Consider the following 16,887-nt stretch of genomic DNA (forward strand, 5'->3'; position numbering starts at 1 on the left):
AAACAGCGTTAAGGCAAATTTATAATTTAAATAACGCTGCTCTGGAAAAGTTTGCATATCTGGAAATACGGGCTAGCTTCAAAGGTCCATGCTAATGAGAAAACCTGTTGTTTGAAACGCAGAAACGCTCTACGACGAGCCTCTGCGGGGCACTTCAGCGCCCGTAGCTTTCATCATAAGTCATTAATTCACAATGGAATGTGCCAATGAAGTGATCTGAGTCAGCTGTTTGATTAGCGCACGGATTTATTCTGTGGTCTCTCTTCTCCTGCATTGGAGTCATGCGATGTCTGAATCTCCCGGAAAACTTCGATTAGGCGCACTGGTTGCACTTGTCGTGGGTTCAATGATTGGTGGCGGGATCTTCTCACTGCCGCAAAACATGGCGGCCAGCGCCGATGTGGGCGCGGTACTGATTGGTTGGGTAATTACCGCCGTGGGCATGTTGACCCTCGCCTTCGTCTTCCAGACCCTGGCCAATCGCAAGCCTGACCTCGACGGCGGGGTGTATGCCTACGCCAAGGCCGGGTTTGGCGACTACATGGGTTTCTCGTCGGCCTGGGGTTACTGGATCAGTGCCTGGCTGGGCAACGTCGGCTACTTCGTGCTGCTGTTCAGCACCCTCGGTTACTTCTTTCCCATCTTCGGTGAAGGCAACACCTCGGCGGCGGTGATCGGCGCATCGGTGCTGTTGTGGGCGGTGCACTTCCTGGTACTGCGCGGGATCAAGGAAGCGGCGTTCATCAACCTGGTGACCACCGTCGCCAAGGTGGTGCCGCTGGTGCTGTTCGTGTTGATCGCACTCTTCGCGTTCAAGCTGGATATCTTCACCGCAGACATCTGGGGCGTGAAAAACCCGGACCTGGGCAGCGTAATGAACCAGGTGCGCAACATGATGCTGGTCACCGTCTGGGTGTTCATCGGCATCGAAGGCGCGAGCATCTTCTCGTCCCGCGCCGAAAAACGCTCCGACGTCGGCAAGGCCACCGTGATTGGTTTCATCACCGTGCTGCTGTTCCTGATGCTGGTTAACGTGCTGTCCCTGGGGATCATGACCCAGCCGGAACTGGCCAAGCTGCAGAACCCGTCGATGGCCGCGGTGCTGGAGCACGTGGTGGGGCATTGGGGTGCAGTGCTGATCAGCGTCGGCTTGATCATTTCCTTGCTGGGGGCGTTGCTGTCGTGGGTGCTGCTGTGTGCGGAGATCATGTTCGCCGCGGCCAAGGACCACACCATGCCGGAGTTCCTGCGTAAGGAAAACGCCAACCACGTGCCGGTCAACGCCCTGTGGCTGACCAACGCCATGGTGCAGATTTTCCTGGTGATCACCCTGTTCTCGGCCAGCACTTACCTGTCGCTGATCTACCTCGCCACCTCGATGATCCTGGTGCCTTACCTGTGGTCGGCGGCCTATGCGCTGTTGCTGGCGGTGCGCGGTGAGACCTACGAAAACGCCCTGGCCGACCGCAAGAAAGACCTGTTTATCGGTGCGATCGCGCTGATCTACGCGGTCTGGCTGCTCTATGCCGGCGGCACCAAGTACCTGCTGCTGTCCGCCCTGCTCTACGCCCCCGGCGCAATCCTGTTCGCCAAGGCCAAGCACGAGTTGGGCAAACCGATTTTCACCAATGTCGAGAAACTGATTTTCGCCGCAGTAGTCATCGGCGCCCTGGTGGCGGCCTATGGGCTCTACGACGGTTTCCTGACCCTGTAATTATTGTTCACTGGAGGATCTGTAATGACCACGGAAAAAGTGAAGTACGGCGTACATTCCGAAGCCGGCAAACTGCGCAAAGTCATGGTGTGCTCCCCAGGTTTGGCCCACCAGCGGCTGACCCCCAACAACTGCGATGAATTGCTGTTCGATGATGTGCTGTGGGTGGCCCAGGCCAAGCGCGACCATTTCGACTTTGTGACCAAGATGCGCGAGCGCGACATCGATGTGCTGGAAATGCACAACCTGCTGACCGACATCGTCGCCATCCCCGAAGCCCTGGACTGGATCCTGGAGCGCAAGATCACCGCCAACCAGGTCGGCCTGGGCTTGGTCAATGAAGTCGGCTCGTGGCTGCGCAGCCTGGAGCCGCGCAAGGTCGCCGAGTTCCTGATCGGTGGCGTGTCGGCCGATGACCTGCCGAGCAGTTTCGGCGGCAAGACCATCGAGATGTTCCGCGACTTCCTCGGGCATTCGAGCTTCATCCTGCCGCCACTGCCGAACACCCAGTTCACCCGCGACACCACCTGCTGGATCTATGGCGGCGTGACGCTGAACCCGATGTACTGGCCGGCGCGACGCCAGGAAACCCTGCTGGCGAGCGCCATCTACAAATTCCACCCCGAGTTCACCAACGCTGACTTCCAGGTGTGGTACGGCGACCCCGACCAGGAACACGGCAACGCCACGCTGGAAGGCGGCGACGTGATGCCGATCGGGAACGGCGTGGTGTTGATCGGCATGGGCGAGCGCTCCTCGCGCCAGGCCATCGGCCAACTCGCGCTGAACCTGTTCAAGCACAAAGCCGTGGAGCGCGTGATCGTTGCCGGCCTGCCGAAATCCCGCGCGGCGATGCACCTCGACACGGTGTTCAGCTTCTGCGACCGCGACCTGGTCACCATCTTCCCGGAAGTGGTGAACCAGATCGTCGCCTTCACCCTGCGCCCGGACGAGACCAAGCCCGGCGGCATCGATATCCAGCGTGAAAAAACCAACTTCCTCGACACCGTCGCCGCCGCCCTGAACCTCAAGGCCCTGCGCGTGGTGGAAACCGGCGGCAACAGCTTCGCCGCCGAACGCGAGCAGTGGGATGACGGCAACAACGTGGTGGCCGTGGAGCCTGGCGTAGTGATCGGCTACGACCGCAATACCTACACCAATACCCTGCTGCGCAAGGCCGGCGTGGAAGTCATCACCATCAGCGCCGGTGAACTCGGCCGGGGCCGTGGCGGCGGCCACTGCATGACCTGCCCGATCATTCGCGACCCAATCGACTATTAATTTTTTGGCCTTGGCCGCTGTTTATCCAGCAGTGGCCAAGGGGATAACCGAAACCCAAGGAGATCCACCATGGCTTTTAATATGCGCAACCGCAGCCTGCTGTCGCTGATGCACCACACCACCCGCGAGCTGCACTACCTGCTGGACCTGTCCCGCGACCTCAAGCGCGCCAAATACACCGGCACCGAGCGTCCGCACCTGAAGGGCAAAAACATCGCGCTGATCTTCGAAAAAACCTCGACCCGCACCCGTTGCGCCTTCGAAGTCGCGGCCCACGACCAGGGTGCGCACGTCACCTACATCGACCCGGTGTCGTCGCAGATCGGCCACAAGGAAAGCATGAAAGACACGGCCCGCGTCCTCGGCCGGATGTTCGATGCCATCGAGTACCGTGGCTTTGAACAGGAAATCGTCGAAGAGCTGGCCAAGTTCGCCGGCGTGCCGGTGTTCAACGGCCTGACCGCCGAATTCCACCCCACCCAAATGATCGCCGACACCCTGACCATGCGTGAGCACAGCGACAAGCCGCTGCATGACATCAGCTACGCCTACCTGGGCGATGCCCGCTACAACATGGGCAACTCGCTGCTGATGATCGGCGCCAAGCTGGGCATGGACGTGCGCATCGGCGCGCCGAAAGCCCTGTGGCCGCATGCTGATTTCATCAAGCAGTGCCAAGAGTTCGCTGAAGAAAGCGGCGCGCGCATCACCATCACCGAAGACCCGAAAGAAGCGGTCAAAGGCGTGGACTTCATCCACACCGATATCTGGGTGTCCATGGGCGAGCCGGTGGAAGCGTGGGACGAGCGCATCGAGCAACTGCTGCCGTACCAGGTCAACGCCAAGATGATGAAGGCCTCGGGCAACCCACGGGTGAAATTCATGCACTGCCTGCCGGCGTTCCATAACAGCGAGACCAAGGTCGGCAAGGACATCGCCGCGCGTTATCCGAACCTGGCCAACGGCGTGGAAGTGACCGAAGAAGTGTTTGAGTCCCCGGCCAACATTGCCTTTGAGCAAGCCGAGAACCGCATGCACACCATCAAGGCGATTCTGGTGTCGGCGTTGGCGGATATCTGACCCAACACCGCTCCCACTGTCGGAACACAGTCAATGTGGGAGTGCTTTTGTGGGAGCTGGCTTGCCTGCGATGCAGACGCCTCGGTATTTCAGATGCCCCGAGGTGATGCCATCGCGGGCAAGCCCGGCTCCCACACAAGCCCGCTCCCACAGTTTGTCCTGTGTTCACAAGGCCGAATTTTAGAAGGATTGCATTATGCGTATCGTCGTTGCACTGGGCGGCAACGCCCTTCTGCGCCGTGGTGAACCCATGACCGCAGACAATCAACGGGCCAATATCCGCATCGCCACCGAACAGATCGCCAAGATCCACAGCGGCAACGAGCTGGTGATTGCCCACGGCAATGGCCCGCAAGTGGGCCTGCTGTCGCTGCAGGCTGCCGCCTACACCCAGGTTTCGCCGTATCCGCTGGATGTGCTGGGCGCCGAAACCGAAGGCATGATCGGCTACATCATCGAGCAGGAACTGGGCAACCTGCTGGACTTCGAAGTGCCGTTCGCCACGCTGTTGACCCAGGTCGAAGTGGACGCCAAGGACCCGGCCTTCCAGAACCCGACCAAGCCCATCGGCCCGGTCTACTCCAAGGCCGAGGCAGAAAAACTTGCCGCTGAAAAAGGCTGGGCGATTGCCCCCGATGGCGACAAGTATCGCCGCGTGGTCGCCAGCCCACGGCCAAAGCGGATCTTTGAAATCCGCCCGATCCAGTGGCTGCTGGAAAAAGGCAGCATCGTGATCTGCGCCGGCGGCGGCGGGATTCCGACGATGTATGGCGAAGACGGCAAGCTCAAGGGCATTGAAGCCGTGATCGACAAAGACCTGTGTTCCTCCCTGCTGGCCGGGCAACTGGACGCCGATTTGCTGGTGATTGCCACCGACGTCAATGCGGCATTTATCGACTTCGGCAAACCGACACAGAAAGCCATCGGCCAGGCGCACCCGGACGAAATGGAAAAGCTCGGCTTCGCCGCCGGCTCCATGGGGCCGAAGGTTCAGGCGGCGTGCGAGTTCGCCCGCCAGACTGGCAAAACCGCAGTGATCGGTTCACTCTCGGACATCGAAGCGATCGTCCAGGGCAGCGCCGGCACCCGCATCAGTACCGCAAAACCTGGCATCATCTACCTGTGAAGTAGAGGAGAAACGCCTATGGCTACCTTTGAACCTGGTCACTTGCACATCGAACGCCACGCGCTGAACAAGGATGACTACAGCTACAACCTGTGCATCGACTACGAAGTCAGCCAGGACCCAAAGGAAGGCAAGGGAATGCTCTTCAAGATGCACGGCTCGGTGCAGGGCAAGGACCTCAAGGAAGAGTTTTTCCTGCCCAAGGACCAGTCGTTCGACTTCGCCCGGCAGGCGATGAACATCGCGCAGAAGTACGGCATGCCGAAGATTGCCGTGCTCAATGGCCAGATGCACAAGCAGTACGACTTGATGTTTGAGGATGTGCGGCATCAGCTGGATGTGAAGCCGGGCGACCCGATCAAACCTGAACACCTGGAATAACCCGATTTCATTAACACCGGCGATCCCCTGTGGGAGCTGGCTTGCCTGCGATAGCGGACTGACAGTTAATATTTTCAATGACTGATCCACCGCTATCGCAGGCAAGCCAGCTCCCACATTTTTGATCTCCACCACCTGTCAGGCATACTTGCCACCTCTCGTCCGCCAGAACCGCTAACCGCCCCATGCGTATCCACGTCAGCTTCATCGACCGCGTCGGCATCACCCAGGAAGTCCTGGCCTTGCTCGGTGGGCGCAATCTCAACCTGGATGCGGTGGAAATGGTGCCGCCCAACGTCTACATCGACGCCCCGACCCTGAGCGCCGAAGTACTGGAAGAACTGCGCGATGCGCTGTTCAGCGTGCGCGGTGTGCAAGCGGTGACCGTGGTCGACATCCTCCCTGGCCAGCGCCAGCACCTGCAACTCGACGCCCTGCTGGCCGCGATGACCGACCCGGTATTGGCCCTGGACAGCGCCGGCAAGATCCTGCTGGCCAACCCGGCCCTGGTCGCGCTGTATGGCCGCGAGCCCGCCGGGGAAAGCATCAACGAACTGTTCGATGACCCATCACTGCTGGCCACCTTGCTGGAACACGGCTTTCGCCTGGCCCTGCGGGAAATCAGCGTCAACGGCCAGACCCTGCTGCTGGACGCCACGCCGATCACCGACGCCGGTGCCCTGCTGACCCTGTACCAACCCAACCGCATCGGCGAACAACTGTCGGCGCTGCACCATGACCATGCCGAAGGGTTCGACGCGCTGCTGGGCGAGTCCCCGGCGATCCGCACCCTCAAGGCGCGGGCGCAACGGGTGGCGGCGCTGGATGCACCGTTGTTGATCCAGGGCGAGACCGGCACCGGCAAGGAACTGGTGGCCCGCGCCTGCCACGCCATCAGCGCCCGCCACAGTGCGCCTTTCCTGGCCCTGAACTGCGCGGCCCTGCCGGAAAACCTGGCCGAGAGCGAGCTGTTCGGCTACGCCCCCGGCGCCTTCACCGGCGCCCAGCGCGGCGGTAAACCGGGGCTGATGGAACTGGCGAACCAGGGCACGGTGTTCCTCGACGAGATCGGCGAGATGTCGCCGTACTTGCAGGCCAAGCTGCTGCGGTTTCTCAACGACGGCAGCTTCCGTCGCGTGGGCGGCGACCGTGAGGTGAAGGTCAATGTGCGGATCCTCAGCGCCACCCACCGCGACCTGGAAAAGATGGTCAGCGAAGGCACCTTCCGCGAAGACCTGTTCTACCGCCTCAACGTGCTCAATGTCGAAGTACCGCCCCTGCGCGAGCGCGGCCAGGACATCCTGTTGCTGGCCCGTTACTTCATGCAGCAGGCTTGTGCGCAGATCCAGCGCCCGGTCTGCCGCCTGGCGCCGGGCACCTACCCGGCCCTGCTCGGCAACCGCTGGCCGGGCAACGTGCGCCAGTTGCAGAACGTGATTTTCCGCGCTGCCGCCATTTGCGAAAGCAGCCTGGTGGACATTGGCGACCTGGACATCGCCGGCACCTCCGTTGCGCGCCAGAGCGATGGGGAAATCGACAGCCTGGAGCAGGCGGTGGAAGACTTTGAGCGCACCTTGTTGGAGAAGCTGTACGTCAGCTACCCGTCCACACGCCAACTGGCCAGCCGCCTGCAAACCTCCCACACCGCCATTGCCCACCGCTTGCGCAAGTACGGCATTCCCAACAAGCCCTGACTGCACGCGATCAACATGTGGGAGCTGGCTTGCCTGCGATAGCGTTGGGTCAGTCGACACCGCTATCGCAGCGGTGCGACGTTTCGACAAGCCAGCTCCCACATTGATTGCATTCCAACGTTGATATCAAAAGCGACCTCCACCTGTACTGAAAGCGCTACAGTGGAACGATATCAATACATCCCCCTTCAACCGTCGCCATGCAAGGCTTTGATCCTCATAGGCTTTTTTTCGTGCGTCGAGCTGTAGCGATATCGCTACAGCCACGGTTCGAACCTCGCCAACCAAAATCAATAAGCCATTGTTTTATAAAGACAAAAAAACATTGGCCGCGTTTTTGCTAAGCAACTTCCCATTATTCCAATCCCGTCCACCAGACGAATCTGGCCCTGAGGAGTTTCCATGAGCGAGTTGCGCTTTACTGAAGATCACGAATGGCTGCGCGCCGAAGCCGACGGCAGCGTGACCGTGGGCATTACCGCTTTTGCGCAGAACGCGCTGGGTGATGTGGTTTTCGTGCAACTGCCGGAGCTGCAGTCCTACGACAAAGGGGCAGAAGCCTCCACCGTTGAATCGGTCAAGGCCGCCAGCGGCGTGTACATGCCGCTGGATGGCGAAGTCCTCGAAGTGAACGACAAGCTGGACGGCAGACCCGAGCTGGTCAACGAAGACCCGATGGGCGAAGGCTGGTTCTTCCGCTTTAAGCCGGCCGACGCCGGTGCAGTAGCTAAGCTGTTGGATCAGGATGCGTACGACCGCCTGATCAAAGCCAACGCCGAAGCCTGAGGAGCGCGCCATGACCGTTAATCTGACCACCGCCAACGAATTCATCGCCCGCCACATCGGCCCGCGCCAGGACGACGAGCAACACATGCTCGCCACCCTGGGCTTTGATTCCCTGGAAGCCCTGAGCGCCAGCGTGATCCCGGAAAGCATCAAGGGCACCGCCGTACTGGGCCTGAGCGACGGCCTGAGCGAGGCCGATGCACTGGCTTCGATCAAGGCGATTGCCGCCAAGAACGAGCTGTTCAAGACTTATATCGGCCAGGGCTACTACAACTGCCACACGCCGTCGCCGATCCTGCGCAACCTCCTGGAAAACCCGGCCTGGTACACCGCCTACACGCCTTACCAGCCGGAGATTTCCCAAGGCCGCCTGGAGTCGCTGCTGAACTTCCAGACGCTGATCAGCGACCTCACCGGCCTGCCGATCGCCAACGCATCCCTGCTGGACGAAGCCACCGCCGCTGCCGAAGCCATGACCTTCTGCAAACGCCTGAGCAAGAACAAAGGCAGCAACGCGTTCTTCGCCTCGGTCCACAGCCACCCGCAAACCCTCGACGTGCTGCGCACCCGTGCCGAGCCATTGGGCATCGACGTGGTGGTGGGCGACGAGCGTGAACTGACCGACGTCAGCGCCTTCTTCGGCGCCCTGCTGCAATACCCGGCCAGCAACGGTGACGTGTTCGACTACGTTGAGCTGACCGAACGCTTCCACGCCGCCAACGCCCTGGTGGCCGTGGCCGCCGACCTGCTGGCCCTGACCCTGCTGACCCCGCCGGGTGAATTCGGCGCCGACGTGGCCATCGGCAGCGCGCAACGCTTCGGCGTACCGCTGGGCTTTGGTGGTCCGCACGCGGCGTACTTCTCTACCAAGGATGCGTTCAAGCGCGACATGCCGGGCCGCCTGGTCGGCGTGTCCGTCGACCGTTTCGGCAAGCCGGCCCTGCGCCTGGCCATGCAGACTCGCGAGCAACATATCCGCCGCGAGAAAGCCACCAGCAACATCTGCACCGCCCAGGTGCTGCTGGCCAACATCGCCAGCATGTATGCCGTGTACCACGGTCCTAAAGGCCTGACCCAGATCGCCAACCGCATTCACCACCTGACCGCGATCTTCGCCAAAGGCCTGAGCGCGTTGGGCCTGAAGGTTGAGCAAGAAAACTTCTTCGATACCCTGACCATCAAGACCGGCGCACACACCGCCGCCCTGCACGACAAGGCCCGCGCCCAGCGCATCAACCTGCGTGTGGTCGACGGCGAGCGTCTTGGCCTGTCGGTAGACGAAACCACTTCGCAAGCCGATATCGAAACCCTGTGGGGCGTGTTCGCAGGCGGTAAAGCCCTGCCGGACTTCGCCGCACTCGCCGCCAGCGTTGAAAGCACCCTGCCCGCCGCGCTGCTGCGCCAGTCGCCGATCCTCAGCCACCCGGTGTTCAACCGCTATCACTCCGAAACCGAGCTGATGCGCTACCTGCGCAAGCTGGCCGACAAGGACCTGGCCCTGGATCGCACCATGATCCCGCTGGGTTCGTGCACCATGAAGCTCAACGCCGCCAGCGAAATGATCCCGGTGACCTGGGCCGAGTTCGGTGCCCTGCACCCGTTCGCCCCTGCCTCGCAAAGCGCCGGCTACCAGCAACTGACCACCGAACTGGAAGCCATGCTCTGCGCGGCCACCGGTTACGACGCGATCTCCCTGCAACCGAACGCCGGTTCCCAGGGCGAGTACGCGGGTCTGCTGGCCATCCGTGCCTATCACCAGAGCCGTGGCGAAGAGCGCCGCGATATCTGCCTGATCCCGTCGTCGGCCCACGGCACTAACCCGGCCACCGCCAACATGGCTGGCATGCGCGTGGTGGTGACTGCATGCGATGCGCGCGGTAACGTCGACATCGAAGACCTGCGCGCCAAGGCTATCGAACACCGCGAGCACCTCGCTGCGCTGATGATCACCTACCCGTCGACCCACGGCGTGTTCGAAGAAGGCATCCGCGAAATCTGCGGGATCATTCACGACAACGGCGGCCAGGTGTACATCGACGGCGCCAACATGAACGCGATGGTCGGCCTGTGCGCCCCGGGCAAGTTCGGCGGCGACGTGTCCCACCTGAACCTGCACAAGACCTTCTGCATTCCCCACGGCGGTGGCGGCCCGGGCGTTGGCCCGATTGGCGTGAAATCCCACCTGACGCCGTTCCTGCCGGGTCATGCCGCGATGGAACGCAAGGAAGGCGCGGTCTGCGCCGCACCGTTCGGCAGCGCGAGCATTCTGCCGATCACGTGGATGTACATCAGCATGATGGGCGGCGCGGGCCTCAAGCGCGCGTCGCAGTTGGCGATCCTGAATGCCAACTACATTTCCCGTCGCCTCGAAGAGCACTACCCCGTGCTCTACACCGGCAGCAACGGCCTGGTGGCCCACGAATGCATCCTCGACCTGCGCCCGTTGAAAGACAGCAGCGGGATCAGCGTGGATGACGTGGCCAAGCGCCTGATCGACTTCGGTTTCCACGCGCCGACCATGTCGTTCCCGGTGGCCGGTACCTTGATGATCGAGCCGACTGAAAGCGAATCCCGGGAAGAACTGGACCGTTTCTGCGACGCCATGATCGCCATCCGCGAAGAAATCCGCGCGGTGGAAAACGGCTCGCTGGACAAGGACGACAACCCGCTGAAGAACGCACCCCACACTGCGGCGGAACTGGTGGGCGAATGGAGCCACCCATACAGCCGTGAACAAGCGGTGTACCCGGTGGCGTCGTTGATCGAAGCCAAGTACTGGCCACCGGTTGGCCGGGTCGACAACGTGTTTGGCGATCGCAATTTGGTGTGCGCTTGCCCGTCGATCGAAAGCTACGCGTAACCTGAGCGGTAGAACGCGGTCAATGTGGGAGCTGGCTTTTGTGGGAGCTGGCTTGCCTGCGATGCAAGCACCTCGGTCTATCCGGTAGACCCGGGTGATGCTATCGCAGGCAAGCCAGCTCCCACACAAGCCCGGCTCCCACATTGGGACCGCGTACACCCGATAAATAATAAGAAACCGGAGAACAACCATGTCTTTAAGCGTGTTCGACCTGTTCAAGATTGGCATCGGCCCCTCCAGCTCCCACACCGTCGGCCCGATGCGCGCTGCCGCTCGATTCGTCGAAGGCCTCAAGCGCGACAACCTGCTGAGCGCCACCACCTGCGTCAAGGTGGAACTCTATGGCTCCCTCGGCGCCACCGGCAAAGGCCACGGCAGCGACAAGGCTGTATTGCTGGGCCTGGAAGGCGAACACCCGGACACCGTGAACACTGAAACCGTCGCCGCACGCCTGTTGGAAATTCGCGGCAACGCACGCTTGAACCTGCTCGGTGAACACAGCATTGCGTTCAACGAGAAAGAACACCTGGCGATGATTCGCAAACCCCTGCCCTATCATCCCAACGGCATGATCTTTCGCGCTTTCGACGCCGCCGGTTTGCAGATTCGCAGCCGCGAGTACTACTCGGTGGGCGGCGGATTTGTGGTGGATGAAGACGCCGCCGGCCACGACCGGATCGTCGAAGACGCCACGCCCCTGACCTTCCCGTTCAAAAGCGCCAAGGACCTGCTCGGCCATTGCGCCACCTATGGGCTGTCCATCAGCCAGGTGATGCTGACCAATGAAAGCGCCTGGCGCCCGGAAGCGGAAACCCGCGCAGGCTTACTGAAGATCTGGCAGGTGATGCAGGACTGCGTGGACGCGGGCTGTCGCAATGAAGGGATTTTGCCCGGCGGCCTTAAGGTCAAGCGCCGCGCCGCCGCGCTGCATCGCCAGCTGTGCAAGAACCCGGAATCGGCGCTGCGTGACCCGCTGTCGGTGCTGGACTGGGTCAACCTGTACGCCCTGGCGGTCAACGAAGAAAACGCCAATGGCGGGCGCGTAGTCACTGCGCCCACCAACGGTGCGGCCGGGATTGTGCCGGCGGTGTTGCACTACTACATGCGCTTTATCCCGGGCGCCAGCGAAGACGGCGTGGTGCGTTTCCTGCTCACCGCCGCTGCCATCGGCATCCTGTACAAAGAAAATGCCTCGATCTCCGGCGCCGAAGTCGGCTGCCAGGGGGAAGTCGGCGTGGCCTGCTCCATGGCCGCCGGCGCGTTGTGTGAGGTGTTGGGCGGTACGGTTTCCCAGGTGGAGAACGCCGCCGAGATCGGCATGGAACACAACCTGGGTCTTACCTGCGACCCGATTGGCGGCCTGGTGCAGGTGCCCTGCATCGAGCGCAACGCCATGGGCTCGGTCAAGGCCATCAATGCGGTGCGCATGGCCCTGCGCGGCGACGGGCAACATTTCGTGTCCCTCGACAAGGTCATTCGCACCATGCGCCAGACCGGCGCCGACATGAAAAGCAAATACAAGGAAACCGCCCGTGGCGGTTTGGCGGTCAACATTATCGAGTGCTGACGCCCACCAGCGCGTCCGCACGTTTTTCAGGAGCTGAATATGTCCACCGAAACCCTGTTGAAAACCCCGTTGCACGCCCTGCACATCGAGTTGGGCGCGCGCATGGTGCCGTTCGCCGGCTACGACATGCCGGTGCAATACCCGTTGGGCGTGATGAAGGAACACCTGCACACCCGTGAACAGGCCGGGTTGTTCGATGTGTCCCACATGGGCCAGATCCGCCTGACCGGCGCAGGTGCCGCCAAGGCCCTGGAAAGCCTGGTGCCTGTAGACATCATCGACCTGCCGGTGGGCATGCAGCGCTATGCGATGTTCACCAACGAGCAAGGCGGCATCCTGGATGACCTGATGGTCGCCAACCTGGGTAACGACGAACTGTTCCTGGTGGTCAACGCCGCCTGCAAGGACCAGGACCTGGCCCACTTGCGCCAGCACATCGGTGACCAGTGCACCATCGAGCCGCTGTTCGAGGAACGTGCCCTGCTGGCCCTGCAAGGCCCGGCCGCTGTCAGCGTACTGGCGCGCCTGGCACCGGAGGTCAAGCACATGACCTTCATGCAATTCGCACCGACCCGCCTGCTGGGCGTGGACTGCTACGTCAGCCGCTCGGGCTACACCGGCGAAGACGGTTTCGAAATCTCGGTACCGGCCGCCAGTGCCGAAGCCCTGGCCCGCAGCCTGCTGGCCGAAACCGAAGTACAGGCCATCGGCCTGGGCGCCCGCGACTCCCTGCGCCTGGAAGCCGGCCTGTGCCTCTACGGCCACGACATGAACACCGAGACCACGCCGATTGAAGCCAGCCTGTTGTGGGCGATTTCCAAGGCCCGTCGTGCAGACGGCGCGCGTGCCGGTGGTTTCCCGGGCGCCGACGCGATCTTCACCCAGCAACAAACCGGTGTGAGCCGCAAACGCGTGGGCCTGCTGCCGCAGGAACGCACGCCGGTACGTGAAGGCGCAGAAATCGTCGACGAGCACGGCACCGTGATCGGCAGCGTCTGCAGCGGCGGTTTTGGCCCGAGCCTGGGCGGCCCTCTGGCCATGGGTTACCTGGACAGCGCATTCATCGCACTGGATACCGAAGTGTCTGCATTGGTACGTGGGAAAAAGGTGCCACTTCGTGTAAGTAAAATGCCATTCGTGCCACAGCGTTACTACCGTGGTTGATTGACTGTTCCTATAAGTAACGCGGTTGCGTTAAAGCGCACTAATTTGTAACGCAACCGCCACATAAAAGTGCATTGACGATAGTCAATGTTATGTTCAGTCACCTATAACAAGTGACCAACTCTATCGAATAAACGGGATCCACATTGTTGACCGAAGTGTCACAAAGCCGAGTAAACGTTGGGCTTTTCCCGGGGCTTGTTTTTTCTGTCTTAGTTGGCGTAGAGTTTGCCCACTGTGTTTGCATGGGTCGCTTGGAACCTGGACCTGGGCAGTAGCCAAAGTTTGCTACAACCCGTTCGACGTCTCTTACTTTCCTGCAACCCAGCCCAGTACTCTTTCATGTGAAAGGGGCTGTCATTAATTTTTTGCGTCAAGGAAATAAGAAAATGGCTGAACGTCAGAGCGGTACCGTCAAGTGGTTTAACGACGAGAAAGGGTTTGGTTTTATCACTCCAGAAAGCGGTCCGGATCTGTTCGTCCACTTCCGCGCTATTCAGGGCAACGGCTTCAAAAGCCTGAAGGAAGGCCAGAAAGTGACCTTCATCGCGGTGCAAGGCCAGAAAGGCATGCAAGCCGACGAGGTACAAGCAGAGGGTTGATCTCTTCTGCGACAAAAAGCCCCTGATATGACATCAGGGGCTTTTTTATGAGCGTTATTCCGTAAAATGGCTTTTTTCTGCCGAGAGCCATGCCATGTCGAAACACCTGCTGAGCCCCCAAGGCGAGTTTCCTCCCGTAGGCCTGGGCCGTCGTCTGGCAGCGATGTTCTATGATTTCCTGTTGTGCACTGCCCTGCTGATCGTCACGGCCTTTATCTACAAGCTGGTGTGGATGGGGTTTGTCGGTGAGGCCAAGCTGCGGGCGCTTTCTGAATCCGGCGCGCTGGATGGTGACCCACTGTTGTCGACGATTTTGTTTTTTGTGCTGTTTGGTTTTTTTGCCAAGTTCTGGACGTATTCGGGGCAGACCCTGGGCATGCAGGTGTGGGGGGTCCGGGTGCAGAACGCTGATGGGTCGCGGATCAGCCTGTGGCAGGCGTTGTTGCGGTTTGTGGTGTCGATCGCTTCGTGGTTGTGCGTTGGGCTGGGGTTTATCTGGGCGTTGTTTGATAAGCAGAAGCGTGGCTGGCATGACATTTATTCGGATACGCGGTTGGTGCGGATTCCGAAGAAAAAGAAGTAGGGTTGGGTTGGGGGCATATCCGTTATTTTCTTAATGGCGGCTATTGGTTCCGCTCTTACAGCGGCTCACTTTTGAACAGCGCAAAAGTAAGCAAAACGCTCTTGCCCCACCACTCGGCACCTCGCTAATGCTCGGTGTGCCCTCACTCCGGCTTTGGACCGTGGGCCGCCGCGATGGGCCATCCTTGGCCCAGCGCGGCTAACCCGGCGTCCTGCCGGGTTACCCACGCTCCAAAGCCTGCGTTCGGCCAGCGTGGTTTAACGGGGCGCCTAAGATCGAGATCAAAAGCAGATCAACAGCACAGCGGCCTACAGGCCGGCTTGAGTGGTGTGAAGCAAAGGCAACATCAAGATCAAAATCTACAGCGGGCACGGTCAAATGTGGGAGCTGGCTTGCCTGCGATGGCCTCGCCTCGGTGTACCTGAAAAACCGAGGTGTCTGCATCGCAGGCAAGCCAGCTCCCACAGAAAAGCAGAGCTGCAGCAGTTTCAGATTTGGTTTTCGCTTTGGCTTTTGATCTGGCTTCTACCACTCAAGCCGGCCTGTAGGCCGCTGTGCTGTAGATTTTGATCTTGATCTGGCTCTGACTGCCCCACTCAGCCCGAGGCCGAACGCAGGGATTGAGGAGCGGGTAAACCGGCAGGACGCCGGTTTAGCCGCGACGGGGCAGGGACGCCCCGTCGCGGCGGCCCGCGGAGCAATGCCGGAGTGAGGGAACACCGAGCCTAGGCGAGGTGCCGACAGGCGGGGCAGAGCCCTTTGCTTACTTTGGGGCTTTTCCAAAGTGAGCCGCTGTAAGAGCGGAACCCATAGCCGCCGTTACCGAAGAAACGGATATGTACACAACCCAGATCAAGCGTTCCCAGCCAACCTCAACCGCGCAGCCTGAGTAAAATCCAGCATCCGCTTAAGCGGTCTAACAGCCTGAGGAATCACCGAAGGCTCAACAAAAATCTCATTACTCCCCTCACGCAAACACTGCAGCGTGCGCTCCAGGGTATTCATCGCCATCCACGGGCAATGCGCACAACTGCGACACGCCGCCCCGTTCCCAGCCGTCGGCGCCTCGACAAAAACCTTGTCCGGACACAACTGCTGCATCTTGTAGAAGATCCCCCGGTCGGTCGCCACAATGAACGTCTTGTTCGGCAACCGCTGCGCCGCCGCAATCAACTGACTGGTAGACCCCACCGCATCCGCCAACTCAATCACCGACGTCGGCGACTCCGGGTGCACCAGGATCGCAGCGTCCGGGTACAGCGCCTTCATGTCCTCCAACTGCTTGGACTTGAACTCCTCGTGAACAATGCACGCACCGTCCCACAGCAACATGTCCGCGCCGGTCTGACGCTGGATATAGGTGCCCAGGTGCTTGTCCGGCCCCCAGATAATCGTCTCGCCGTTATCCATCAGGCTTTCAACGATCTCCAGTGCACAACTGGAGGTCACCACCCAATCAGCCCGGGCTTTCACCGCCGCCGAGGTGTTGGCATACACCACCACCGTGCGCTCGGGATGCTGATCACAGAACGCCGAAAACTCATCCACCGGGCAACCAAGGTCCAGGGAGCACGTAGCTTCCAGGGTCGGCATCAGGATGCGTTTTTCAGGCGTGAGGATCTTCGCGGTCTCGCCCATGAAACGCACGCCAGCCACCAGGACGGTCTTGGCCGGATGCGCCGCGCCGAAGCGGGCCATTTCCAGGGAGTCGGAGACACAGCCACCGGTTTCTTCGGCCAAAGCCTGAATCACCGGATCGCAGTAGAAGTGAGCCACCAGCACCGCGTCCTGAGCCTTGAGCTCGACGGCGATGGCGGCACGGTAGCCCGCCTCTTCTTCGGCGCTCAGCACCTTGGGCTGCTTGGCGTCGAGGTGGGCTTGGACCAGAAGGCGTTCGGAAATTTGCGTCATGTTCGCAAGACCTGCAGGCGCAGTTGCGCGAAAGTCGAGTGTACCACCGGCTCTGGAGCCTTTCGGGCGCCGCCGGACGAAGTGATTGTGTTCATCAAGCACGGTGAAGCTGCGCAAGGCTACAGAATATCGAATGGA

At 60.8% G+C, this 16,887-nt stretch carries 13 protein-coding genes; 12 read left to right on the forward strand and 1 reads right to left on the reverse strand.

The genetic code is table 11. The features are described 5' to 3' along the window. Positions 1–286: 286 nt before the first annotated feature. From arcD to HKK54_RS03035, 12 genes are all read left to right on the forward strand, one after another. Positions 287–1,714 carry an arginine-ornithine antiporter gene (gene arcD, locus HKK54_RS02980; RefSeq protein ID WP_169386112.1) on the forward strand — a complete coding sequence of 476 codons (1,428 nt, stop codon included), beginning with the start codon at positions 287–289 and terminating at the stop codon, positions 1,712–1,714. Between the two features lie 24 nt (positions 1,715–1,738). Then, a complete protein-coding gene (gene arcA / locus HKK54_RS02985; protein WP_010169900.1) occupies positions 1,739–2,995 on the forward strand; it encodes an arginine deiminase in 1,257 nt (418 codons plus the stop codon). 69 nt (positions 2,996–3,064) lie between these two features. Continuing rightward, entirely contained in the window at positions 3,065–4,075 is a 1,011-nt protein-coding gene (locus tag HKK54_RS02990; protein WP_010169901.1) for an ornithine carbamoyltransferase, read from the forward strand. Between the two features lie 196 nt (positions 4,076–4,271). Then, positions 4,272–5,201, forward strand: a complete 930-nt coding sequence (gene arcC / locus HKK54_RS02995) for a carbamate kinase (RefSeq protein ID WP_169386113.1) — start codon at positions 4,272–4,274, stop codon at positions 5,199–5,201. An 18-nt stretch (positions 5,202–5,219) separates the two neighbouring features. Next, the gene (locus HKK54_RS03000; protein WP_010169903.1) at positions 5,220–5,582 is read left to right on the forward strand and encodes a DUF5064 family protein; all 363 of its coding nucleotides are present in this window, start codon (positions 5,220–5,222) and stop codon (positions 5,580–5,582) included. A gap of 185 nt (positions 5,583–5,767) precedes the next feature. Next, positions 5,768–7,276, forward strand: coding sequence for a sigma-54-dependent transcriptional regulator (locus HKK54_RS03005; protein ID WP_169386114.1), 1,509 nt, complete (start codon positions 5,768–5,770; stop codon positions 7,274–7,276). A 402-nt stretch (positions 7,277–7,678) separates the two neighbouring features. Next, entirely contained in the window at positions 7,679–8,062 is a 384-nt protein-coding gene (gene gcvH, locus HKK54_RS03010) for a glycine cleavage system protein GcvH (RefSeq protein WP_169386115.1), read from the forward strand. 10 nt (positions 8,063–8,072) lie between these two features. Continuing rightward, positions 8,073–10,922 (forward strand): aminomethyl-transferring glycine dehydrogenase, encoded by a 2,850-nt coding sequence (gene gcvP / locus HKK54_RS03015; RefSeq protein ID WP_169386116.1) that lies wholly within the window; start codon positions 8,073–8,075, stop codon positions 10,920–10,922. Between the two features lie 190 nt (positions 10,923–11,112). Further along, on the forward strand, positions 11,113–12,489 hold the full coding sequence (locus HKK54_RS03020; RefSeq protein WP_010169907.1) for an L-serine ammonia-lyase: 1,377 nt from the start codon (positions 11,113–11,115) through the stop codon (positions 12,487–12,489). A gap of 39 nt (positions 12,490–12,528) precedes the next feature. Beyond that, positions 12,529–13,653 (forward strand): glycine cleavage system aminomethyltransferase GcvT, encoded by a 1,125-nt coding sequence (gene gcvT / locus HKK54_RS03025; RefSeq protein ID WP_088427109.1) that lies wholly within the window; start codon positions 12,529–12,531, stop codon positions 13,651–13,653. Between the two features lie 389 nt (positions 13,654–14,042). Continuing rightward, on the forward strand, positions 14,043–14,255 hold the full coding sequence (locus HKK54_RS03030; RefSeq protein ID WP_003316897.1) for a cold-shock protein: 213 nt from the start codon (positions 14,043–14,045) through the stop codon (positions 14,253–14,255). 94 nt (positions 14,256–14,349) lie between these two features. After that, positions 14,350–14,838 (forward strand): RDD family protein, encoded by a 489-nt coding sequence (locus tag HKK54_RS03035; protein ID WP_010169911.1) that lies wholly within the window; start codon positions 14,350–14,352, stop codon positions 14,836–14,838. Between the two features lie 852 nt (positions 14,839–15,690). Here the strand turns inward: HKK54_RS03035 and nadA are convergent. After that, positions 15,691–16,749, reverse strand: a complete 1,059-nt coding sequence (nadA, locus tag HKK54_RS03040) for a quinolinate synthase NadA (protein WP_169386117.1) — start codon at positions 16,747–16,749, stop codon at positions 15,691–15,693. Positions 16,750–16,887 lie beyond the last annotated feature (138 nt).

This window comes from Pseudomonas sp. ADAK13 (assembly GCF_012935715.1).
Taxonomy (GTDB): domain Bacteria; phylum Pseudomonadota; class Gammaproteobacteria; order Pseudomonadales; family Pseudomonadaceae; genus Aquipseudomonas.